This window comes from Pseudomonas sp. CFII64 (assembly GCF_000416235.1).
Taxonomy (GTDB): Bacteria; Pseudomonadota; Gammaproteobacteria; order Pseudomonadales; family Pseudomonadaceae; genus Aquipseudomonas.
The window spans coordinates 1-21,609 of record NZ_ATLO01000031.1; the positions used below are offsets into that span (position 1 = coordinate 1).

Sequence of the window (21,609 nt, forward strand, 5' to 3'; positions counted from 1 at the left end):
CTTCCCGGACAAGTCCGGTCCTACCGAGCCAGCACAGCTGCGGCATTAATGAATGCCGGTCACCGATGCGTCGCAATCCAGATCAGCAACCCTGCCTGGAATACCGCGAAGGTCACCAGGCAGGCAATCGTGAAGCGCAAGCCGCTGTCCTCACGCTTGTATTTGCTCACCCGGTCTTCGTGCTGGCGTATCAGCACTTCCTGCTCGATCATTTTTTTCTCGGCGTTCTCCAGCATTTGCGAGGCTTCGAGGATTTCGATGATCTGAATTTTTTCGATATTCCAGGTGCTGTGCAGATTGCCGACCTGGACATCCTTGACGCTGCCTTTCATATGCTGGGCATCGGCGTAGGCGACTTCAAAGCCCTGGGTACGCAAAAAGTGGTCGCGGCGCAGTCGGGTGTCTTCGTTCAGGCCGTCTTTGCTGGCCAGGGCTACGCTTTCAATCTTGTAGGTGGACCATTTTTTCTGCGCCCAAAGAATGCCTTGGGCGGCCAGGAAGCGACCGATGCCGCGATTCCACGGTTCGATCTGCAGGCCGGAATCAGGGCCCATACGGACCAGGCGCTTTTCGTGATCGACCCACACGTCCAGATGATTTTGTTCGCGCCGGACCCGTTGTCCTGGCAGCTGGATGGCCAGGCGCAGCAGGCTCAGCTCCTTGCTGTGGCGTTCGGCGCGACCGAACTGGACGAAGCGCAGTGGGCGGGCGCCGGTCGCCCGGTCAGTCGGCAGCGGTGCCAACCGCAACATCAGGAAGGTTTCCGGCTGAACCTCTTCCCACGGCTGCGCCACCGCCGGTACCTCAGCAGTGTCGGTTTTTTCCGCAACAGTGTTCAGAGCATTCGTTTCAGTCATTTCCGCCGATCCTGTCCAAGATCACTATGTCGCCAGCACAGTTATGCAAACACGCTGCCAGTAGCACCCTATCGGCCGTTTTTGCCAGTCCTGAAGGGTGTTTCGCGTGTAATGGCGTCAAAAGTGCTCAAGCGGCGGGCAGGGCGGCGATGAAACGCAGAATGCGCGTGGTCAATTCGCTGGCCAGCGGCAACTGCGGATCTTTGTACGAGGCCAGCTGGCGTTTGATGTCGTTGGGCACGATGCGCAGCACGTGGTTCATGCCATCGATCAAAGCCAGTTCAGCATCAGGCTTGGCTTGCTGCAAAAGCTGCGCGTCGCCCACGCCGACCTGGATGTCGTGACGCCCCTGAATGATCAGCGCCGGAACCTGCAACTTGCCGAAGGCAGCGGCCGGATCCTGGCGGAACAGCGAGGTCAGGTACGGCTGCACGCTGGGCCGAAATACCACCTCCAGCTCGGCGGGCACATCGTCGTCGGTCTTGCCGGCCTTGATTTCATCGATCAGCTGATTGCTGCGCGCCAGCAGCGCAGGCGGCAGACGGTACTGAAGCTGTTCGCGCAGCACCTGGTCAACCGGGCGACCGGTGCCGGCCACGGAAATCACGGCAGCGGCGCCGGCTTTCTCGGCAGCCAGCGAGGCAACCAGCGCGCCTTCGCTGTGGCCCAGCAAAATCAACTGGCCCAGGCGTGGATCAGCCTTGAGCTTGCGACCCCAGGCCTCGGCATCCGCCACATAGCCTTCGATGCTCAGGTTGCGTTCGTCCGGTGTGGCCGGTTTGCTGGCGGCGATCCCGCGCTTGTCGTAACGCACGCTGGCAATATTGTGTTTGGCGAGGATGCGCGCCAGACGTTTCATGCTGTCGTTGCGCCCACCATCGGGGTTGTTGCCGTCTCTGTCCGTCGGGCCGGAGCCTGCAATGATCAGTACCACCGGCACTGGCGCTGCGGATTTGGGCAGCAGCAAGGTGCCAAACAGTTCACCGGAACCGGTGTCGAGACTGATCGGACGTTGCAGGACAACTGGTTCGCCAGCGTAGGCAAGCCCGGTGAGCAAGGGAAGTATCAAGGCAATAACTCTTAACATCGTTGGGCCACTATCTGTTTGGGTGCCGATTGGACGCGGCCAGACGAATAAGGTTCGAGGATGAACTACACGACCAGCCTGCGTATACTGGCGCGCCTGGTTTTTATTGATCTGGTTTTTCTCGATCTCGCTTTTTTCGCTGACTTCTCGGAGCGCCCGCATGTCCGGCAACACTTTCGGCAAGCTGTTCACTGTCACCACCGCTGGCGAAAGCCATGGCCCGGCGCTGGTTGCTATCGTTGACGGCTGCCCGCCGGGCCTTGAGCTGTCGCTGCAAGACCTGCAACGTGACCTCGACCGGCGCAAGCCCGGCACCAGCCGTCACACCACCCAGCGTCAGGAAGCCGACGAGGTGGAAATCCTCTCAGGTGTCTTCGAAGGCAAGACCACAGGGGCGTCCATTGGCTTGCTGATTCGCAACACCGATCAGAAGTCCAAGGACTATTCGGCGATTCAGGACCTGTTCCGCCCGGCCCATGCCGATTACACCTATCACCATAAATATGGCATTCGCGACTACCGTGGCGGCGGTCGCAGCTCGGCGCGGGAAACCGCCATGCGCGTCGCGGCCGGCGCCATCGCCAAGAAATACCTGGCGAGCCTGGGCATCGTGGTGCGCGGTTACATGAGCCAGCTGGGCCCGATCGACATTCCGTTCAAAACCTGGGACTCGGTTGAGGACAACGCCTTTTTCTGCCCCGACCCGGACAAAGTCCCGGAGCTGGAAGCCTATATGGACCAGCTGCGTCGCGATCAGGATTCAGTCGGCGCGAAGATTACCGTGGTCGCCGAAGGCGTGATGCCGGGGCTGGGCGAGCCGATCTTTGATCGTCTGGATGCCGAGCTGGCCCACGCGCTGATGAGCATCAATGCCGTCAAGGGCGTCGAGATCGGCGCCGGTTTTGCCTGTGTCGCCCAACGCGGCACCGAGCATCGCGACGAACTGACACCTGAAGGTTTCCTCTCCAACAATGCCGGCGGCATTCTGGGCGGCATTTCTTCCGGGCAACCCATTGTTGCGCATCTGGCGCTGAAGCCGACTTCCAGCATCACCACGCCGGGACGTTCCATCGACGTCAACGGCAATCCGGTGGATGTGATCACCAAGGGTCGTCATGACCCGTGCGTCGGCATTCGCGCCACGCCGATTGCCGAGGCGATGATGGCCATCGTGTTGCTGGACCACTTGCTGCGCCATCGCGGGCAAAACGCCGGTGTGCAGGTCAGCACGCCTGTGCTGGGTCAGCTCTGATGATCAATGGCGCCGCTGCCAGCGCAGCCTGCTAGCGTGGCGCCAGTTTCGGCCGGGCCGCTGCCGTATTGGCGGCTATCCAGTTTCTACCTGTTCTACTTCGCCTTGCTCGGCTCCACGGCGCCGTATCTGGCGCTGTATTTTCATCACCTGGGTTTCTCCAGCGCGCGGATTGGCGAGCTGGTGGCAATCCCCATGCTGATGCGCTGTATCGCGCCCAATATCTGGGGCTGGCTCGGCGATTACACCGGACGCCGCCTGACCATCGTGCGCTTCGGCGCAGTCTGCACGCTGCTGACGTTTTCGCTGATTCTGTTCGACAAAAGCTATGCCTGGCTGGCGATGGTCATGGCGTTGCACGCCTTCTTCTGGCACGCAGTATTACCGCAGTTCGAAGTCATTACCCTGGCGCACCTGCAAGGGCAAACTTCACGCTACAGCCAGATTCGCCTCTGGGGTTCAGTGGGCTTCATTCTCGCCGTGGTCGCCTTGGGCAGGCTTTTTGAAGGGTTCAGCCTCGACCTTTATCCCCAGGCTTTGCTGGTGATCCTGCTCGGTATTGTCGCCAGCAGTTGGTGGGTGCCCAATGCCCAGCCGGTGCTTTCGGCCGCGCGCCTGGGCGCCGGAGGTTTTTTCCGGCAACTGACCCGGCCCGGGGTGCTGGCGTTTTATGTCAGCGTCGGGCTGATGCAGTTGAGCCACGGCCCGTATTACACCTTCCTGACCCTGCACCTCGAAAGCCTGGGTTACAGTCGCGGCATCATCGGTCTGCTCTGGTCCGTGGGCGTGGTGGCTGAAGTGCTGATGTTCATGGCCATGAGCCGGATGCTGAAGCGTTTTACTGTGCGTCAGGTGTTGCTGGCGAGTTTCCTGCTGGCAGCATTGCGCTGGGTGTTGCTGGGAAGTTTTGCCGAATATTTAGGCGTGCTGCTGGTTGCTCAACTCATGCATGCAGCGACGTTCGGCAGTTTTCACGCCGCTGCCATTCATTTCGTGCAACGTAGTTTCGGGCCGCAACAACAAGGTCAGGGTCAGGCGCTTTATGCGGCGTTGTCCGGCACCGGCGGCGCGTTGGGGGCTTTGTATGCAGGCTACAGCTGGAATCTGCTGGGCCCGGGCTGGACGTTCAGCATCGCCGGCATTGCGGCATTGGCCGCCGCCGTCATCACAGGATCAAGAATGAAAGAGGAGCGCGCATGAGCCGCGAACAGCTAAGCCAGGCAATTATTAACGCCGGGCGCTTTTTATATGCGCGGGGCTGGTCGCCCGCCACCAGCAGCAATTATTCCGCGCGACTGAGCGCCACCGAAGTGCTGCTGACCGTTTCCGGCAAGCACAAGGGCGAGCTGGGGCCGGACGACGTGTTGGCGACCGACCTGGCCGGCATCAGCCTGGAACCGGGCAAGAAGCCTTCAGCGGAAACCCTGCTGCATACTCAGCTTTACAGCTGCAGGCCGGACGTCGGCGCGGTGCTGCACACCCATTCGGTGAACGCTACGGTATTGTCTCGTCTCACCGCTGCCGATCATCTGGTGTTCGAGGACTACGAGCTGCAAAAGGCCTTCAGCGGCGTCGTCACTCATGAATCCCGGGTTGTGGTGCCGATCTTCGACAACGATCAGGACATCGCCCGACTGGCCGCCAGGGTCCAGCCCTGGCTCGATGCCCATCCAGACTGCGCCGGTTATCTGATTCGCGGCCACGGTCTGTATACCTGGGGTGCGCGAATGAGCGATGCGTTGCGTCAGATCGAAGCGTTCGAGTTTCTGTTTGAATGCGAGCTGAAAACCCTGGCGATATTGAATCGATAACAGATTTACCCGCAGCGGCCTGGCGTTCTCATTATTAAAATCCGCCGCAGGGTTCACCAAAAACCGAGGAATTGCCCCATGAGCAGCCTGTTCGTTTATCACGAGTCCAGCCCTGACCAGCCCAACAAAGTCCTGACCCACGTCGAAGACATCGCCTCGACCCTGGCCGAACACGGCGTCGGTTTTGATCGTTGGCAGGCGGCCACGCCCATTACGCCCGGTGCCACCCAGGAAGAAGTCATCAGTGCCTATCGGGTGCAGATCGACAAGCTGATGACCGAACGGGGCTATGTCACTGTCGACGTGATCAGCCTCAACAGTGACCATCCGCAAAAAGCCGAACTGCGCGCCAAATTCCTCGACGAACATCGTCATGGGGAAGACGAAGTAAGATTTTTCGTTGCTGGTCGTGGGCTGTTTACGTTGCACATCGACGACTATGTCTATGCCGTACTGTGCGAAAAGAACGACCTGATCTCCGTTCCGGCGGGCACCCGGCATTGGTTCGACATGGGCGAGAACCCGCATTTCGTGGCCATTCGCCTGTTCAACAATCCGGAAGGCTGGGTCGCCAACTTCACCGGCGAAAGCATCGCCCGCAGCTTTCCCCAGCTCGACGATTTATAGGACCGGATACCGATGACGATTAAAGCTGTCCTGACCGATATCGAAGGCACTACCAGCGCCGTAAGTTTTGTCCTGGAAGTGCTGTTCCCTTTCGCCGCGAAACATCTGCCGGACTTCGTGCTCCAGCACGCCACCGAGCCTGCCGTTGCCGCGCAGTTGCAAGCGGTGCGCGCCGACAGCAACGAGCCGGATGCTTCGGTGGAGCAGGTTGTCGAAATCCTGCTGCAATGGATCGCCGAGGACCGCAAAGCCACGCCGCTCAAAGCGTTGCAAGGTATGGTCTGGGAGCAGGGCTACAAGGCCGGTCAGCTCAAGGGTCACGTCTATCCCGACGCCGTGGAAGCACTCAGGCGCTGGTATCAGGAAGGCTACGCGCTGTACGTTTATTCGTCCGGGTCGATTCAGGCGCAGCAACTGATTTTCGGCTGTTCTGAGGCGGGCGATTTGTCCGGGCTGTTCAGTGGCTATTTCGATACCACTTCCGGCGCCAAGCGCGATCCGCAGTCCTACAAGAATATTACCGCCGCCATCGGCTTGCCTCCCGAGCAAATCGTGTTTCTGTCCGACATCGTCGAGGAGCTGGACGCCGCACAGGCTGCCGGTATGCAGACCTGTGGCCTGCTTCGTAATGGTGGGGAACTGGTCGGGCACAGCAACGTTGCCAGTTTCGCCGTGATTGATCTGACCCGCTTCTGATTGCTTTTCCCCCGGAAGTCGCGGGCCGCAACCGCGACTGCCGTCAGTAAAATCGCCTGCCTCGTTAGTTATCCGCAGAACTTTAGTCAGTCTTTTCTGAATGCGCTGTGGGACGCAGCCTTGATATAAGTCGGCGATGACTGTTTGTTTCCGCTTTGGCTTTTCAGCGCGTTTATTCGTGTAGTTTTTGCCCATCCAGCCATCGCCGATCAATATTGCTTGAACACCATAAAACAGTGGCCGGCTGGATAAGGAGCTAGCCACGATGGAAACTGCCAAGTCACGAAACGCGAATCTCGATCCGCTCATCCAGCAAATGGTCAGCAGCATTACCGAGCTGGACAGCGAGTTTGCGATTGAAAGTGCATTGATCTGGTTGCGACGCCAATGTAATTGCGAACGGGCACTGTTTTATCAGTTCCGGGGTTCGATGCTGCTGACCATTGTGACGTCCAATGTCGACAGCAACTGGCGGCATATGTACCGCCGCAACCGAATGCTGCTGGAAGATCCGGTGGTCAGGTATTACCGGGAGCAACTGGGATTTCTCGACTGGCGCCAGGCATTCCAGTTAGATCCGCCGTCGAGCACCTACAGCGAGGCCGTTGCCAGTCATCAGCTGAATCCAGGTTGTTCTTATGGCTATAGCCACCAGGGTCAGGGCTTTCAGGGCGTGACCTCTATCTGCTCGCTAAACGGTTTGACCAGAAGCCTCACCGGTGCGGATAAATACTTGCTGTCCAGTCTGGTGCCGGTCCTGCACATGGTGGGCAGAGGCGCAAAATTACGATCCAGAGGGCTTAGCGAGAAGGAGATTGAAGTATTGGAATGGGTCAGGGAAGGCAAGACCACTTCCGAGATTGCATCGATCCGGCAAATAGCCGCGCCAACCGTGAAGTATCACCTGAAGAGCATTTACAACAAACTGGGCGTTTCCAATCGCGCGCAGGCGGTAGGGGAGGCTTTGTCCCAAGGGATTATCAAGTAGGCCCGTAGGACCGGCTAAAGCCGGTCCTACGCCAAAAAAAAGCCGCGAAAGCCTTTCGGCAGTCGCGGCAAAAAAACAAAGGATGAGAGAGCGGGTGAATCAGTACAGCGTGAATCGTGCAGTCGGCCTGACCAATACTCAGCGAGTGTGGTAAGTCGGCAAATCAAAACGGTGTTGGCTTTGCAGCATCGAGATAGCCGGCAGTTCGCTGGCTTGTGCTGCGAGGTCGCGGCGAATGGCGCTGATTACCCATTCCAGCTGAACCGGAGTGTGGAGCTGCGCATAGGACACGGAGCGACGGATCTGTTTGCCTTCACTGTTACGCAAAGAAAGAAGTACACCACCGTCAGGGCGGGCCTGAGTGGTTACGTCGAATTCGGAAAAGACGGAAGCGAATTTTTCTTGAATAAAAGTCATGTCTAGCGGCTCCATTGCTCATGGGATAACAAGCTTGGAATTACTAGTGCAGTGACTGTGCCAGTATTTGGATATAATTTTAGTCTTTTAAAATCAATGACTTACAAATTTATGACTTTTCGCGGCTCGTGCAATTTGCATGAAGGCCCATCGTGCATCCTGCATTTTGCGGGTTTTTTCACGGTCGGGCGGGGCACGTGTGGAACTTAAGCGAAAATCCGGGTTCTGGCAGAACCGGCTGAAGGTGCGAATACACCTGCACGCTCTGACCACGTTTTTCGGGAATTATTCGAGCCCGCCAGAAAACTATTCCGTCTATTTATCAATGACCTTGATAGGCGGCTTTGCCTTGACCCGATTCGAACGGCTGCGCACAGTTGCGGTCATTACCAGACAGCTGCCCTGAAACTTATTGATGCCGCGTGCGAACCGCCTGCGAGGAGATACTTGATGTCAGATCCAACGATGACACCTTCCGAACCTGTACGGATGACTGATGACGAAGCCCTCGAATTCGCCGAGCAGGTGTTTGACGTGGCCCGCCGTGGCGATGCGGTCATGCTCGACAAGCTTCTTGAAAAAGGCCTGACACCGAACCTGCGTAACCACAAAGGCGACACGTTGTTGATGCTGGCCAGCTATCACGGCCATCAGGACGCCGTTCAGGTGTTGCTCAAACACCAGGCCGATCCTGAAATTCGTAACGACAACGGCCAGAGTCCGGTAGCGGGTGCTGCGTTCAAGGGCGACATGGCGGTCGTTAAATTGCTCATTGAAGGTGGCGCCGACGTGGAGGGCGCTTCAGCAGACGGCCGCACTGCATTGATGATGGCGGCCATGTTCAATCGCACGGAAATCGTCGATTACCTGATCAGCAAGGGTGCTAATCCTCACGTGCGGGACGCCAAAGGCGTAACTCCGTTGGCCGCTGCGCAAACCATGGGCGCGGCAGATACCGCCGCACAATTGAGCAAACTCGCCGACTGAATGCCAATGAGCTGAACTGATCTGCCCAACTGATATAGAGGCGCGCAGGATTTGCCGTTATCCTTCGCGCCTTTATTTTTGCTTGTGATCAGGATCGCCCCATGAAGAATCAACTTATCGAATTAATCGGCAAAATCAGTTCGGGTTGCATGGGCGAGCAGGATATCGAGCGCATCGCCGACGAAGCGGCCCAGGCGTACGCCGATCCTCAGGCGTTCCTGGCCGCTAATCCGGACATCAACTACGACGAGACTTTCCCCATTGCATTGGGCGAGTGGGTGGTGGTGGGCAGCTTGCCAGAGACCGTGCTGTTTCAGGCCGATACCTACGAGGACCTGTTCGCGCAAATCGTCGAGTCGTTCGGGCCGGACGTCACGTTCAACATCAAGCCCAGGCAATTGGCGAAAGTCGAGCCGCTGACCGCGCTCAACCGGATCCAGATTCAGCTGGGTGCCATGAACAAGGAAATGGGCGGCTATGTGCTGATGAACTTCAGCCAGCCTCTGGATGACGAGCTGCAGGCCGTGCTGGTCTATGGCAATGATCAGGCGCGCGTGCTTGAGCTGTGCGCTGCGGTCGGCATCCAAGCAGCGCCTGCACTGCAGGCGCTGAAGGCATCAAGCTGATCAACCCAGCGCGGTATCGAGAAACATCATGACCGCGAAACCGCCCATCAAGCCCAGGGTTGCCGGGGTTTGATGGCCGTTGCGGTGGGTTTCCGGAATGACCTCATGGGATACCACGAACAACATGGCGCCCGCTGCCAGCCCCAGGCTGACCGGGTAGGCGATGGCGAAGCCGCTGGAAATTCCCAAACCGATCAGCGAACCGATCGGTTCCATCAGCCCCGAACCGATCGCCACCAGCATCGCTTTGAAAGCTGAAAGCCCGGTGACGCGCAAAGCCAGGGCAATCGCCAGGCCTTCCGGAATATCCTGAATCGAAATCGCGGTCGCCAGCGGCAGGCCGACATTCATGTCGCCATTGGCGAAGCCGACGCCGATGGCCATGCCTTCCGGGAGGTTGTGCAGGGTGATTGCCAGGACGAATAACCAGACCCGATTGATACGTTCGGAGTGCGGCCCCTGACGACCGACGCTTGCATGTTCGTGGGGGGTGAATTTGTCCAGGCCGAGCATCAACAGCACGCCCAGTCCGAGTCCCAACACTACGGTTGCGGCTGCAAAGGGTCCGCTTCCGGTGACTTCTCTTGCAGCGGCCAGGCCGGGAAGGATCAGGGAAAAAGAACTCGCCGCGAGCATCATGCCCGCCGCGAAACCAAGCATGATGTCCTGGCTGCGCTGCTTGATGTCGCGCATTGCCACGGCCATCACCGCACCCAATGCCGTCGCGCCGAATCCAGCAGTGCCGCCTAGCAAGGCGTAATGCAGGTTCTGCTGATTAGTGCCGTAGATAGCGTTGTAGCCACTGGCGATCAGCAGCCCGAGCACCACCAGCAACACCACCAGGAAACTGAGACTGAGCAAGGGCGTTGATTGTGCCTGAGCGAACCATGTCGCCCACAACGTTCGCGGTTGTGCGGGAGTTTGCATGAGTGCCTGACCTTTGCGGAGTTAGTAAAAAATTTGCGCCGATATGCCTTACATATCAAGTCGGAGCCTGAAAATATGCCGATGGTTCAACGGAACCCTTGAAGACTGCGACTATCCTAAGCAGGCATGTATTCATTCGGAACAATCAGGAGCGACACCATGGGTTCCACTTTCAATGGTTTGGTAGGGCTGATCATTCTTGCCCTCGATATCTGGGCCATCATCAACGTTCTGAAAAGTGGTGCCGAAACCGGGATGAAGATCCTCTGGGTATTGCTGATTGCGCTGCTGCCGGTGCTGGGGCTGATCATCTGGGCTATCGCCGGTCCGCGCGGCAATGTGCGGATCTGATCGGTAACGCTGATCTGGCTCTGCATCAATACGCTTGATTGCTCCCCGGCATTCAGGCGTTTTTTTTTGCGTGGATTTCAGCTTGGTTGGCCTGATGATAGCGGCATGGGGCAATCGAGGTTCGACCTGTCATGTTCCTCGACGTAGAATGCGCGCCATTCTTATGGGCGGCCTGCCGTCCTGCCATCCGCATTTATCAGGGACTTACCCATGAGCGATTATCAAGAAACGTTGTACGAAGGTTATGGCCAGCGTTTTCGCATGGAAAAACTGCTGCACGAAGTGCGCACCGAGCATCAGCACCTGGTGATCTTCCAGAACCCGCGCATGGGCCGTGTCATGGCTCTGGATGGCGTGATTCAGACCACTGAAGCCGATGAGTTCATCTACCACGAGATGCTGACTCACGTGCCGATCCTGGCCCACGGCGCTGCCCGCCGGGTGTTGATCATCGGCGGTGGCGATGGCGGCATGTTGCGGGAAGTGGCCAAGCACCGCAGTGTCGAGCACATCACCATGGTTGAAATCGACGGCACCGTGGTCGAGATGTGCAAAGAGTTTCTGCCGAACCACTCCAAGGGTGCGTTCGAAGATCCACGCCTGAATCTGGTGATTGATGACGGCATGCGCTTTGTCGCCACCACCGAAGAAAAATTCGACGTGATCATTTCCGACTCCACGGACCCGATTGGTCCGGGCGAAGTGCTGTTCTCGGAGAATTTCTATCAGGCCTGCCATCGCTGCCTGAACGAAGGCGGCATTCTGGTCACCCAGAACGGCACGCCTTTCATGCAGCTGAGCGGCGTCCAGACCACCGCCGGACGGATGCGCGGATTGTTTGCTGACTGGCATTTCTATCAGGCCGCAATCCCTACTTACATCGGCGGCGCCATGACCTTCGCCTGGGGCGCGACCAACACGGCCTATCGCAAACTGCCGCTGGAAACCTTGCGTCAGCGTTTCGCAGGCAGCGGCATCTTGACCCGTTATTACAACCCGGAAGTCCACATCGGCGCGTTCGCCCTGCCGCAATACGTGCTGCAGGCAGTCAACAAGCCTAGCAACGACTGATCGTTTAACAAGTTGCGTGCACATAACATTTCATCGGAAAAGTTATGTACACGTAACATTCAGTTGTCGAGTGTCCATGTTACGTATACATTACATTTTTACTGAAATGTTACGCAGGCATAACCATGGACACTGTTCTTGTTGTCGATCGGCTGGCCCAGCAGATCGCAAACATGCGCAAGGCACGCGGCCTGACGCTGGTCGAGCTGGCCGCACGCTCCGGCGTTACCCGGCAAAAGCTCGCTGAAATCGAAAAGGGCAGCCCCACGGTTTCTATCAACTTTTATGCCAAAGTCCTCGCCGCCCTGGGTGCCGAGCTGCAAGTTGTTCCTGCACGGCGTCCTGTGTTTGAAGAGTTGCAGGAGGTCTTTCGATGAAAGCCCTGGATCGTGTGCGCATCGTTACGCGAGAGGGCGAAAGTGGCGAACTGTCTTCGCAAGATACTGCGGACTACCTGTTTCGTTAGGGCATTGCTGCCGATCCGCGAACGCAAATCAGCCTGACCATGCCCGTGCGTGACACAGTCTACAGCGCCCACGCGTTGCGACCCTTTGGGCCGTGATGCCGCCTTGGCGCCGGCCTACGACATCGTCAACACAACTGCTTACATAAAAGAGGATTCGCTGGCGCTGAGCCTCGACGGGTCGAAAAGCCTGTTCGCCTCCCGATTGGGGATCATTGCCCTGGCGCAGGTCTGTGATGTCGTCAAGCCCCGGCAACGCTTGCAAAAGCTGATCGCGGCGGTGCAGGCGTCGTTACGCGACAACGCCGAATTTGCCAGTGACGCGCCAGGCGTTTTCGAGGCAATCGAGTACAGCCTGAGCCTTTACAGCCAGTCTTTCAGCTGAATCCTGACGCCATGAACGACGAAATTTTCACGTTATGTCGCTGAAAATCTGCCGCGCTTAATAATGCGTTATTGGCTGTGAACCCTGATTGCAGAGCGATGATGCCGCCGATTTCGTACGGTTCAAGATGAAACATCGTACAGCCATCGGTGTTTATCAGTGAATGATCACGTAAGATTTGCCCCCCGCGGTTTGCTTGATGTGAAAACGTCGCTTGGCGCACAGACTTTTGAACCCCTTTTTGAATCCAACGGATCCTAGAACGACATGGCCATAACGGACGCCCTGAGTCATCAGCCCGCCTCGTCGCGCTCGATGCAACCTACCGTCAAATCGCATCTGGCGTACACGCTGTTAAGCGGCTTGGTCCTGATGGTGCTCTATACGCTGCTGCGTATTGCACTGCTGGTCTACAACCGGGAAATGATCGGCGACACGCCGGCATCGGCATTTGTCGAAGCGATGCTCAACGGCATGCGCTTTGACCTGCGGCTGACGGTTTACCTGCTTATTCCCCTGATTCTGGCGCTGTTCAGTGCACGAATCATGGCGATGCGCGGGTTCTTTCGTTTCTGGCTGACACTGGTCGCCAGCCTGACGCTGTTCTTTGGCCTGATGGAGATGGACTTCTATCGCGAGTTTCACCAGCGCCTGAACGGCCTGGTGTTCCAGTACGTCAAGGAAGATCCGAAGACCGTCCTGAGCATGTTGTGGTACGGCTTCCCGGTGGTTCGCTATCTGTTGGCCTGGGCTTTCGTCACCTGGTTGTTGAGCCTGGTGTTCAAAGGTGTGGATCGCGCCACCCGGCCGCGTCGCTCCGTGGCTGGCGGCACTTCGAGCCAACGCTCGATTGCCCCATGGTATGCCCGGATCGGTGTCTTCGTGGTTTGCCTGCTGATTGCGGTTGTCGCGGCTCGTGGCACGTTGCGTCAAGGCCCGCCGCTGCGTTGGGGCGATGCTTACACCACCGAATCGAACTTCGCCAACACGCTGGGCCTGAACGGTACTCTGACCCTGATCGCTGCTGCGAAAAGCCGCATGTCGGAAGATCGCGACAACATCTGGAAGGCGACTCTGCCGCAGCCTCAGGCGCAGCAGACCGTACGTGACATGTTGCTCACGTCCCACGACAAACTGGTCGATCCAGAGATCGCGGCAGTGCGTCGCGATTCCATGCCGCCCGCAGAAAATACCCTGCCGATCAAGAACGTCGTGATCATCCTGATGGAGAGTTTCGCTGGCCACTCGACCGGCGCGCTGGGCGACGAGGCGAATATCACACCGTACTTCGACAAGCTGTCCAAGGAAGGCCTGCTGTTCGACCGGTTCTTCTCCAACGGGACGCACACTCACCAAGGCATGTTCGCCACCATGGCGTGCTTCCCGAACCTGCCGGGTTTCGAATACCTGATGCAGACGCCGGAAGGCAGTCATAAGCTGTCGGGTTTGCCGCAATTGCTCAGCGCCCGTGGTTACGACGACGTTTACGTCTATAACGGCGACTTTGCCTGGGACAACCAGTCGGGTTTCTTCAGCAATCAGGGCATGACCAACTTCATTGGTCGCAATGACTTCGTCAATCCGGTGTTCTCCGATCCAACCTGGGGTGTTTCCGACCAGGACATGTTTGATCGTGGCGCTCAGGAACTGAAGACTCGGGGCGAAAACGGCAAGCCGTTCTATGCCTTGTTGCAAACCTTGTCGAACCACACGCCGTACGCACTGCCAGCCGATCTGCCGGTTGAGCGCGTGACGGATCAGGGCTCACTGAACGAACACATGACTGCCATGCGCTACTCCGACTGGGCACTCGGGCAGTTCTTCGAGAAGGCCAAGAAAGAGCCGTACTACAAGGAAACGCTGTTCATCGTTGTCGGCGACCACGGTTTTGGCAACAACCAGCAAATCACCGAGATGGACCTGGGCCGTTTCAACGTGCCAATGCTGATGATTGGTCCGGGCGTGCAGCAGAAATTTGGCCAGCGCAGCAGCATCGTCGGCACCCAGATCGATATCGTACCGACCATCATGGGTCGCCTGGGCGGGGAAAACCGCAACCAGTGCTGGGGTCGCGACTTGCTGAACCTGCCGCAAGGCGACAAGGGTTTTGGCGTGATCAAGCCGTCGGGCAGCGAGCAGACCGTCGCGCTGGTGACCGGCGACCGGATCCTGATCGAACCCAAGGACATGGACCCGAAAGTACTGTCGTACACATTGGGTCGGACACCTCATGCCGAGGTCATCCCGGATGCGCCCGACACCCAGGAACTGCGTAACAAGCTTGATAGCTTCCTGCAAACCGCAACCAAGAGCCTTTTGGATAACACTGCTGGCGTAGAGGCAAGCAAGAACAAGAACTGATCGCTCGGTTGCGACACGAAAAGCCCCTGTTCCAGGGGCTTTTTGCATTTTCGGCTCCCGTCTGGATCCGTAACCAGCGCTAGGTTTTGGCGGGTTTATCCGGCTAACTCGTTTGAACGAATGACCACCCCAAAAGGTCAAGATCAGGTAAGCCGCGTTTTCGGCTGCTGAGGAGACATCGATGAAACAGTGGACCATTTCGTATCTGGATAAAGATGGTGTGCAGCAAAGCCTGGATCTGGATGCCGAACAGCGTCCCAGCGAAGAGGAGGTGGCTCGTCGGCTGCGACCGATCTTGTTCCCTGTGGCCGATGAACTTGACCTGAATGACCTCGAAGGTCGCACGGCCGAGCCTGCCGTGAAATCCTTGAAAGACCAGAATGCGGTGCAGATCATCTCCATCACCGAAGCATCCTGAGCGCCTGAAAAAAATCCCCCGCCCCGAATTGGCATAACGCCGATGATGGGGTTACTCTGCAATTGAGGCTGGTGAAGCGTTTCTCCAGCCTCGTCATGTCGATGCCTCGCCTGCCCAGCAGGCGTGGCCTTGTCAGCTACATGCTTGATTCCCGCGCGGCAGAGTGTCTGCCGTGTGACGAACTCCGGTCGGAGCGTCATTCGGGGAGCGTTGAAACTCTATCTATCGTTGCATAGGAGGACGTTTCATGAGCACAGCCTATCAAGAGGACATCAGCAGTAACGTACTGCGCCGCATGAAAGAGGGCGGTTTTGATTTTGCGCGTATTCACCCTATCGAGTTTTATGCCATTTTCCCGGATGAGGAGCGGGCACGGCAGGCTGCGGGACGATTTCGTGGCGAATCCTTTAATACCCAGATCAACATCAGAGATGACGGCGCGTGGCATTTGCAGTTGAGCAAGGTCATGTATGCCACTTACGACGGAATCGGTGATTTCGAGCAAGACTTCCAGACCGCAATCGAAGCGCTTGATGGTGAAGTCGAGGGTTGGGGCGTTACACAGGAAATCAGAGGCTCCCAACGCATGAGATGTCATTAGTGCGTTGAACGACCGGTCGACTCAGAGGAACACTCCTCGGGCTCGGCCGGTTTTGGTTTGTGGACTCTGGAACGCTGAACGAATATGCGCCGTGCCGCTGACCAAAGGGCAGGCCAAAAAAAAGCCACTCAAGAGAGTGGCTCAAAGGGAAGTTCGAAAATTCGGTTGTTGCAAACGCTGCGGTGTTTTTCGACAACGACTTGAAACAGGGCATCCAAATGAGTGATCGCCCGGATGCAAGGGATTATCGGGAAACAATATCGACTCGTGAAATCAACTCTGGCTATGCTGGTGATAGCTTTCGTAGTTGAAGGACGCTTCCGAATGAGGCGTAGGAGAATTGGTTAGGAAGGATATTGCACAGGAATGGTGCGGTCATCCTCGCGTATTTATGTAACCAGTTGATATTTAAGCGTTTATGCCGATGGCACGGGCCTTGCGAAGGCCCTTGGTGTCCGTGGTGACAAGGAGTACGGCATGATCCGCACCTTTTATGATGAGATGTACGATGCCGGTGGCCTGGTCCGCCCGCATTATCGGGAATTTGCCCGCTGGCTGGGTGAAACGCCGCCTGAGCTGCTGGCTCAGCGTCGACGTGAAGCCGACCTATTGTTTCATCGCGCCGGGATCACGTTCACGCTGTACGGTGACGAGCAGGGGACAGAGCGCCTGATCCCTTTTGATACGATTCCGCGCAGCATCCCTGCCAGTGAGTGGCGGGTGGTTGAGCGAGGCTGCATTCAGCGCGTGAAAGCGTTGAATATGTTTCTCGCCGATCTTTATCACGAGCAACGCATCATCAAGGCCGGGATTATTCCCGCCGAGCAGGTGTTGGCCAACGAGCAATACCAGATAGCGATGCAAGGCCTGAATCTGCACCGGGATCTGTATTCGCATATCTCCGGTGTCGATCTGGTGCGTGACGGTGACGGCACGTATTACGTACTGGAAGACAACTTGCGGACCCCGAGCGGGGTGAGCTACATGCTCGAAGACCGCAAGATGATGATGCGACTGTTCCCGGAGCTGTTCGCCGCGCAGCGCATTGCGCCGATCGATCATTATCCCAACCTGCTGCTCGATACCCTGAAAAGCTCAAGCCCGATCGACAATCCAAGTGTCGTGGTGCTGACGCCAGGCCGCTTCAACAGCGCCTTTTTCGAACACGCCTTTCTGGCGCGTGAGATGGGCGTGGAGTTGGTCGAAGGTGCTGACCTGTTCGTGCGTGATGATCGGGTATTCATGCGCACTACCGATGGTCCCAAGGCTGTCGATGTGATCTATCGCCGCCTGGACGACGCGTTTCTGGATCCGCTGGCGTTCAATCCCGATTCGATGCTCGGCGTGCCTGGCCTGCTGTCGGCCTATCGTTCGGGCAATGTCGTGCTGGCCAACGCCATCGGTACCGGCGTGGCGGATGACAAGTCGGTCTATCCGTATGTGACCGACATGATTCGTTTCTATCTGGATGAAGAGCCGATCCTCAAGAACGTGCCGACTTTCCAGTGCCGCAAGCCGGAAGAGCTGTCTCATGTGCTGGCTAATCTTGGCGATCTGGTCGTCAAGGAAACCCAGGGTTCCGGTGGCTACGGCATGTTGGTGGGACCTGCATCGACCGCTGCGGAAATCGAGTCGTTCCGGGCCAGAATCAAAGCCAAGCCCCACGCTTATATCGCCCAGCCCACGCTGTGCCTGTCGACCTGCCCGACCTTTGTCGAGAACGGTATTGCCCCGCGCCACATCGACTTGCGTCCATTTGTCCTGTCCGGCCGTGAAACCCGCGTCGTACCCGGCGGGCTGACCCGGGTTGCGCTGCGTGAAGGCTCGCTCGTGGTGAACTCGTCGCAAGGTGGCGGAACCAAAGACACCTGGGTGGTTGAGGATTAAGGATGCCTGCCAATGCTAAGTAGAACTGCCTCGGATTTATACTGGATGTCGCGTTATCTGGAGCGAGCGGAGAATCTCGCGCGCATGCTCGACGTCAGCTACTCGCTGTCACTGATGCCTCAGGACGGGCGGGGCGACGGGCTGGATGAACTGGCCATGCCGTTGCTGATTACCGGCACGCTGGACCATTATCTTGAGCGCCACGGCGAGCTGCACGCCGAGCGCTTGCTGCATTTTTTCGCTCTGGATGCGAGCAACCCGGCCAGCATCTACAGCTGTCTGGGTGCCGCGCGGGCCAGCGCCCATGCGGTTCGTGGGCGAATCACCGCCGATATGTGGGAAAACATCAACGCAACCTGGCTGGAAATTCGCGGTATCGCTGAGCAAGGCTTGAGCCGTTATGGCATGAGCCGCTTCTGCGAGTGGGTCAAGGAACGCTCGCACCTGTTTCGCGGCGCCACTTACGGCACCATCATGCGCCACGATGCCTTCCGTTTCATTCGTCTGGGCACTTTCATCGAACGCGCCGACAACACGCTTCGCCTGCTGGATGCGCGCTACGAAATGCTTGAGCTGCGTGGTCGCGATACCCATCAGGTTTCCGACAGCTCTGCCCATGGGTATTACCAGTGGAGCGCGTTGCTGCGTGCGCTGTCGTCGTTCGAGGCGTACACCGAGCTGTACCGCGATGCACCCGGCGCGCGGCAAGTCGCCGAATTGCTGTTGCTGCGCCCGGACATTCCGCGTTCGCTGAGCGCCTGTCTGGAAGAGCTCGACCTGATCCTTGCCAGCCTGCCGGGGGCCAACGGGCGTCCCGCCCAGCGTCTGGCGGCGGAACTTGATGCACGCCTGCGCTATACCGGGATCGACGAAATACTGGAGGAAGGCCTGCACGAGTGGTTGAACGAATTCATTCCATTGGTAGCCCAATTGGGTAACGCCATACACACTTCTTATCTGGAGGCTGCATGAGACTTTCAGTTAGCCACGAGACCACCTATCACTACGAGGATCAGGTCCGCGCCAGTATCCAGTATTTACGTCTGACGCCACACGACAGCGAGCGCCAGCAAGTGCTCAGCTGGCAACTGACCCTGCCGCGCCCGGTGCGTGCGCAAGTGGATCCGTTCGGCAATATCCTGCACGTGCTGACCATGGACGAGCCCCATGAAGCGATCATCATCGGTGCCCGCGGCCAGGTCGAGATCGACGAGAAGCGCGAGGCTGAGCACGAAAGCCAGTCGCCGCTGCCGTTCCTGCGTTTCACGCGTCTGACTGAACCCGACGAAGCGATCCGCACCTTTGCTGCCAGACAATGCCGCAAGCGTAAAGATCGCAGTGCGCTGATCGACCTGATGCACGCGCTGAATCAGCACATCACTTACACGCCGGGTTCTACCGAAGTCGATACCTGCGCGGTTCAGGCGTTCGCCGGTCGCACCGGTGTCTGTCAGGACCACACGCACGCGTTTCTGGCCTGTGCGCGCAGCCTGGGGATTCCGGCGCGTTATGCGTCGGGTTACTTGTATAGCGAAGACAGCGAACACCTGGCCAGCCATGCCTGGGCCGAGGCGTGGATCGATGACGCCTGGTACAGTTTCGACGTAACCAACGAATTGGCCATCCCGGAACGCCACCTGAAACTGGCAGTGGGGCTGGATTACCTGGATGCCTGCCCGGTGCGCGGCATGCGCCGTGGTGGCGGCAGCGAGCAGATGCACGCCAAAGTCCTGGTGTCACCAATGGTCGACGCGCCGAAAATCATGATGCAGGCGCAGCATCAGTAGAGCCACTTACTCCAACGGCTGGTCACTGAATCACCGTTGGAGGCTTGAAATCATCCGCTGTGCCATGTGGCAGAACAATCCAGACTCTCCCACAACGGGACACTTCCCGCAGCCGCACTCAGCGTCAACCTCAACCCTTTGCACACACGCTAGCCTCCATTCATTCGAATAGAAAGGCTGGCACGGGTGTGCTCGGTTCGAAAACCCGCTCAAAAGGCGCGGCTTGCGATGCAATACGCGACCATCAGCCGAATAGACGGGTCATATTCGGCAGGATGAGAAGCAGTGTAGTGGCGAAGACGATAAGTCCGGCCTGACGGAATTTTGAATGCTTGAACATGGCTGTCTGCCTTTTTTGTTATTCCAGAGCTACAAAAGCTCACCGAATTCGTTATTGAATGTTCGGGCAGCTGGCAAAGGTGATTGCGTTGAGCAACTGGTGCGGCAAGCTTGCCGTCAACCGAGGCGCTGGTCTTGATTGTTGTGGCGCCCATTGCTACAGACTTAACCTTAGAGTCCAGGTGCTATGCCATTTAGAACTATTACGTATAACCGGCTAGGACTTTCATCTTAAAAACGTCTATGAACTTCGTATATCCAGCGGACGCTAGCCAGCTAGACGCTTTCGGACTACCTGAGACGATTCGTTTTATGCGTTACCGTTCGTCTGGCTCGGATAATTCCTACATTTGCGCAAAACAGTTCATTGATTTGCTCATTGAATACCGCTGGAGTGAAGCTAAGGTGTCAGCACAGTATTTATTCCAACAATAATTAAGGCCCGGAAGACACATGACTGAAGCGCTGATTTTCGATGCGGTACGCACCCCGCGCGGCAAGGGCAAATCCGATGGAGCGCTTTACAGTGTCAAGCCCGTGAACCTGATCGCCGGGTTGTTGGGGGCCTTGCAGTTGCGCAACCATCTGGATACCGCTCAGGTCGACGACATCGTCCTCGGCTGTGTCACTCCGGTGGGAGAGCAGGGCGCGGACATTGCCAAGACAGCTGCGCTGGTAGCGGGTTGGGATGTGAGCGTGGCGGGGGTACAGATCAATCGGTTTTGCGCGTCGGGTCTTGAAGCGGTGAACCTCGGGGCGATGAAGATTCGCTCCGGCTTTGAAGACCTCGTAGTGGTCGGTGGTGTGGAGTCCATGTCGCGGGTGCCCATGGGCAGCGATGGCGGTGCCTGGGTGCTGGATCCGCAGACCAACCTGCAGTGTCACTTCACGCCCCAGGGCATTGGCGCAGACCTGATCGCCACGCTGGAAGGTTTCACCCGCCAGGATGTGGACGCCTATGCGCTGCATTCGCAGCAAAAAGCCGCTCGGGCGCGACAGGCGGGGGCGTTTGCCAGATCGCTGGTGCCGGTGCGGGACCAGAACGGCACCTTGTTGCTGGACCACGATGAATTCATTCGCGCCGAGTCGACGCTCGAGGGGCTGGGCAATCTCAAGCCGAGCTTTGAAATGATCGGCCGGATGGGCTTTGACGCCACCGCTCTGCGGGTCTACAGCCACGTAGAGCGTATCAACCACGTGCACACGCCGGGCAACAGTTCCGGCATCGTCGACGGCGCGGCGGTCATGCTCATCGGCTCGGCTGCCAAGGGCAAGGCCCTGGGGTTGCAGGCACGAGGGCGGATCGTGGCGACGGCGGTCACCAGCACCGACCCGACGATCATGCTCACCGGGCCGGCCCCGGCAACCCGCAAGGCACTGGCCAAGGCAGGTTTGACGGTTGATGACATCGACCTGTTCGAAGTCAACGAGGCCTTCGCTTCGGTGGTGCTCAAGTTCATCAAGGACATGGCGGTTGATCCCGACAAGGTCAATGTCAACGGCGGTTCCATCGCCATGGGACATCCTCTTGGGGCGACCGGCTGCATGATACTCGGCACCTTGCTCGACGAGCTTGAGGCGCGACAGTTGCGCTATGGCCTGGCCACGTTGTGTGTCGGCGGCGGCATGGGCATTGCGACCATCATCGAGTGTTACTGAGCTGCTGATGCT

General features: G+C 57.8%; 23 protein-coding genes. 19 read left to right on the forward strand and 4 right to left on the reverse strand.

All coding sequences use genetic code 11. From position 1 onward, the window contains the following. Positions 1 to 59: 59 nt before the first annotated feature. Together CFII64_RS14185 and CFII64_RS14190 are read right to left on the reverse strand one after the other, a co-directional pair. A complete protein-coding gene (locus CFII64_RS14185; protein ID WP_020291479.1) occupies positions 60 to 857 on the reverse strand; it encodes a hypothetical protein in 798 nt (265 codons plus the stop codon). 127 nt (positions 858 to 984) lie between these two features. Beyond that, positions 985 to 1,944, reverse strand: coding sequence for an alpha/beta hydrolase (locus CFII64_RS14190; RefSeq protein ID WP_052026631.1), 960 nt, complete (start codon positions 1,942 to 1,944; stop codon positions 985 to 987). Positions 1,945 to 2,104: 160 nt separating this feature from the next. Here CFII64_RS14190 and aroC point away from each other — a divergent pair, with 160 nt between their 5' ends. The 6 genes from aroC to CFII64_RS14220 all read left to right on the forward strand — a co-directional run bounded on the left by aroC (position 2,105) and on the right by CFII64_RS14220 (position 7,318). Continuing rightward, positions 2,105 to 3,196, forward strand: a complete 1,092-nt coding sequence (gene aroC / locus CFII64_RS14195) for a chorismate synthase (protein WP_020291481.1) — start codon at positions 2,105 to 2,107, stop codon at positions 3,194 to 3,196. Between the two features lie 6 nt (positions 3,197 to 3,202). Next, complete coding sequence (locus CFII64_RS14200) at positions 3,203 to 4,396, forward strand: MFS transporter (RefSeq protein WP_020291482.1); 1,194 nt, start codon at positions 3,203 to 3,205, stop codon at positions 4,394 to 4,396. After that, complete coding sequence (locus tag CFII64_RS14205) at positions 4,393 to 5,007, forward strand: methylthioribulose 1-phosphate dehydratase (protein WP_020291483.1); 615 nt, start codon at positions 4,393 to 4,395, stop codon at positions 5,005 to 5,007. The genes CFII64_RS14200 and CFII64_RS14205 overlap by 4 nt, the downstream gene beginning before the upstream one ends. 78 nt (positions 5,008 to 5,085) lie before the next feature. Continuing rightward, complete coding sequence (locus tag CFII64_RS14210) at positions 5,086 to 5,634, forward strand: acireductone dioxygenase (RefSeq protein WP_020291484.1); 549 nt, start codon at positions 5,086 to 5,088, stop codon at positions 5,632 to 5,634. 12 nt (positions 5,635 to 5,646) lie between these two features. Continuing rightward, positions 5,647 to 6,330 (forward strand): acireductone synthase, encoded by a 684-nt coding sequence (gene mtnC, locus CFII64_RS14215; protein WP_020291485.1) that lies wholly within the window; start codon positions 5,647 to 5,649, stop codon positions 6,328 to 6,330. A 265-nt stretch (positions 6,331 to 6,595) separates the two neighbouring features. Then, on the forward strand, positions 6,596 to 7,318 hold the full coding sequence (locus CFII64_RS14220; protein ID WP_020291486.1) for a LuxR family transcriptional regulator: 723 nt from the start codon (positions 6,596 to 6,598) through the stop codon (positions 7,316 to 7,318). A gap of 138 nt (positions 7,319 to 7,456) precedes the next feature. Here the strand turns inward: CFII64_RS14220 and CFII64_RS14225 are convergent, their stop codons facing one another. After that, the gene (locus CFII64_RS14225) at positions 7,457 to 7,735 is read right to left on the reverse strand and encodes a DUF3509 domain-containing protein (protein ID WP_020291487.1); all 279 of its coding nucleotides are present in this window, start codon (positions 7,733 to 7,735) and stop codon (positions 7,457 to 7,459) included. A 450-nt stretch (positions 7,736 to 8,185) separates the two neighbouring features. Between CFII64_RS14225 and CFII64_RS14230 the strand changes: the two genes are divergently transcribed. After that, positions 8,186 to 8,722, forward strand: coding sequence for an ankyrin repeat domain-containing protein (locus CFII64_RS14230; protein WP_020291488.1), 537 nt, complete (start codon positions 8,186 to 8,188; stop codon positions 8,720 to 8,722). 101 nt (positions 8,723 to 8,823) lie between these two features. Further along, the gene (locus CFII64_RS14235) at positions 8,824 to 9,348 is read left to right on the forward strand and encodes a hypothetical protein (protein ID WP_020291489.1); all 525 of its coding nucleotides are present in this window, start codon (positions 8,824 to 8,826) and stop codon (positions 9,346 to 9,348) included. On the opposite strand, the gene CFII64_RS14240 is transcribed toward CFII64_RS14235, so the two are convergent. Then, positions 9,349 to 10,275, reverse strand: coding sequence for a ZIP family metal transporter (locus CFII64_RS14240; protein WP_044901393.1), 927 nt, complete (start codon positions 10,273 to 10,275; stop codon positions 9,349 to 9,351). A gap of 159 nt (positions 10,276 to 10,434) precedes the next feature. Between CFII64_RS14240 and CFII64_RS14245 the strand changes: the two genes are divergently transcribed. The 11 genes from CFII64_RS14245 to CFII64_RS14295 all read left to right on the forward strand — a co-directional run bounded on the left by CFII64_RS14245 (position 10,435) and on the right by CFII64_RS14295 (position 21,597). Continuing rightward, positions 10,435 to 10,626, forward strand: a complete 192-nt coding sequence (locus tag CFII64_RS14245) for a PLDc N-terminal domain-containing protein (RefSeq protein WP_020291491.1) — start codon at positions 10,435 to 10,437, stop codon at positions 10,624 to 10,626. Between the two features lie 210 nt (positions 10,627 to 10,836). Then, complete coding sequence (speE, locus tag CFII64_RS14250) at positions 10,837 to 11,697, forward strand: polyamine aminopropyltransferase (protein WP_020291492.1); 861 nt, start codon at positions 10,837 to 10,839, stop codon at positions 11,695 to 11,697. Between the two features lie 125 nt (positions 11,698 to 11,822). After that, complete coding sequence (locus CFII64_RS14255) at positions 11,823 to 12,074, forward strand: helix-turn-helix domain-containing protein (protein WP_020291493.1); 252 nt, start codon at positions 11,823 to 11,825, stop codon at positions 12,072 to 12,074. Between the two features lie 138 nt (positions 12,075 to 12,212). Continuing rightward, complete coding sequence (locus CFII64_RS14260; RefSeq protein WP_156883189.1) at positions 12,213 to 12,545, forward strand: hypothetical protein; 333 nt, start codon at positions 12,213 to 12,215, stop codon at positions 12,543 to 12,545. Positions 12,546 to 12,812: 267 nt separating this feature from the next. Further along, entirely contained in the window at positions 12,813 to 14,906 is a 2,094-nt protein-coding gene (locus CFII64_RS14265; RefSeq protein ID WP_020291497.1) for an LTA synthase family protein, read from the forward strand. 181 nt (positions 14,907 to 15,087) lie between these two features. Continuing rightward, on the forward strand, positions 15,088 to 15,324 hold the full coding sequence (locus tag CFII64_RS14270) for a hypothetical protein (RefSeq protein WP_020291498.1): 237 nt from the start codon (positions 15,088 to 15,090) through the stop codon (positions 15,322 to 15,324). 247 nt (positions 15,325 to 15,571) lie between these two features. Beyond that, positions 15,572 to 15,925, forward strand: a complete 354-nt coding sequence (locus CFII64_RS14275) for a ribonuclease E inhibitor RraB (protein ID WP_020291499.1) — start codon at positions 15,572 to 15,574, stop codon at positions 15,923 to 15,925. 477 nt (positions 15,926 to 16,402) lie between these two features. Continuing rightward, the gene (locus tag CFII64_RS14280) at positions 16,403 to 17,812 is read left to right on the forward strand and encodes a circularly permuted type 2 ATP-grasp protein (RefSeq protein ID WP_020291500.1); all 1,410 of its coding nucleotides are present in this window, start codon (positions 16,403 to 16,405) and stop codon (positions 17,810 to 17,812) included. A gap of 12 nt (positions 17,813 to 17,824) precedes the next feature. Next, positions 17,825 to 18,784, forward strand: a complete 960-nt coding sequence (locus CFII64_RS14285) for an alpha-E domain-containing protein (protein WP_020291501.1) — start codon at positions 17,825 to 17,827, stop codon at positions 18,782 to 18,784. After that, positions 18,781 to 19,599: a transglutaminase family protein gene (locus CFII64_RS14290; RefSeq protein WP_020291502.1), complete on the forward strand. Its 819-nt coding sequence runs from the start codon at positions 18,781 to 18,783 to the stop codon at positions 19,597 to 19,599. The genes CFII64_RS14285 and CFII64_RS14290 overlap by 4 nt, the downstream gene beginning before the upstream one ends. A gap of 792 nt (positions 19,600 to 20,391) precedes the next feature. Next, positions 20,392 to 21,597: an acetyl-CoA C-acetyltransferase gene (locus CFII64_RS14295; RefSeq protein ID WP_020291504.1), complete on the forward strand. Its 1,206-nt coding sequence runs from the start codon at positions 20,392 to 20,394 to the stop codon at positions 21,595 to 21,597. Positions 21,598 to 21,609: the final 12 nt, after the last annotated feature.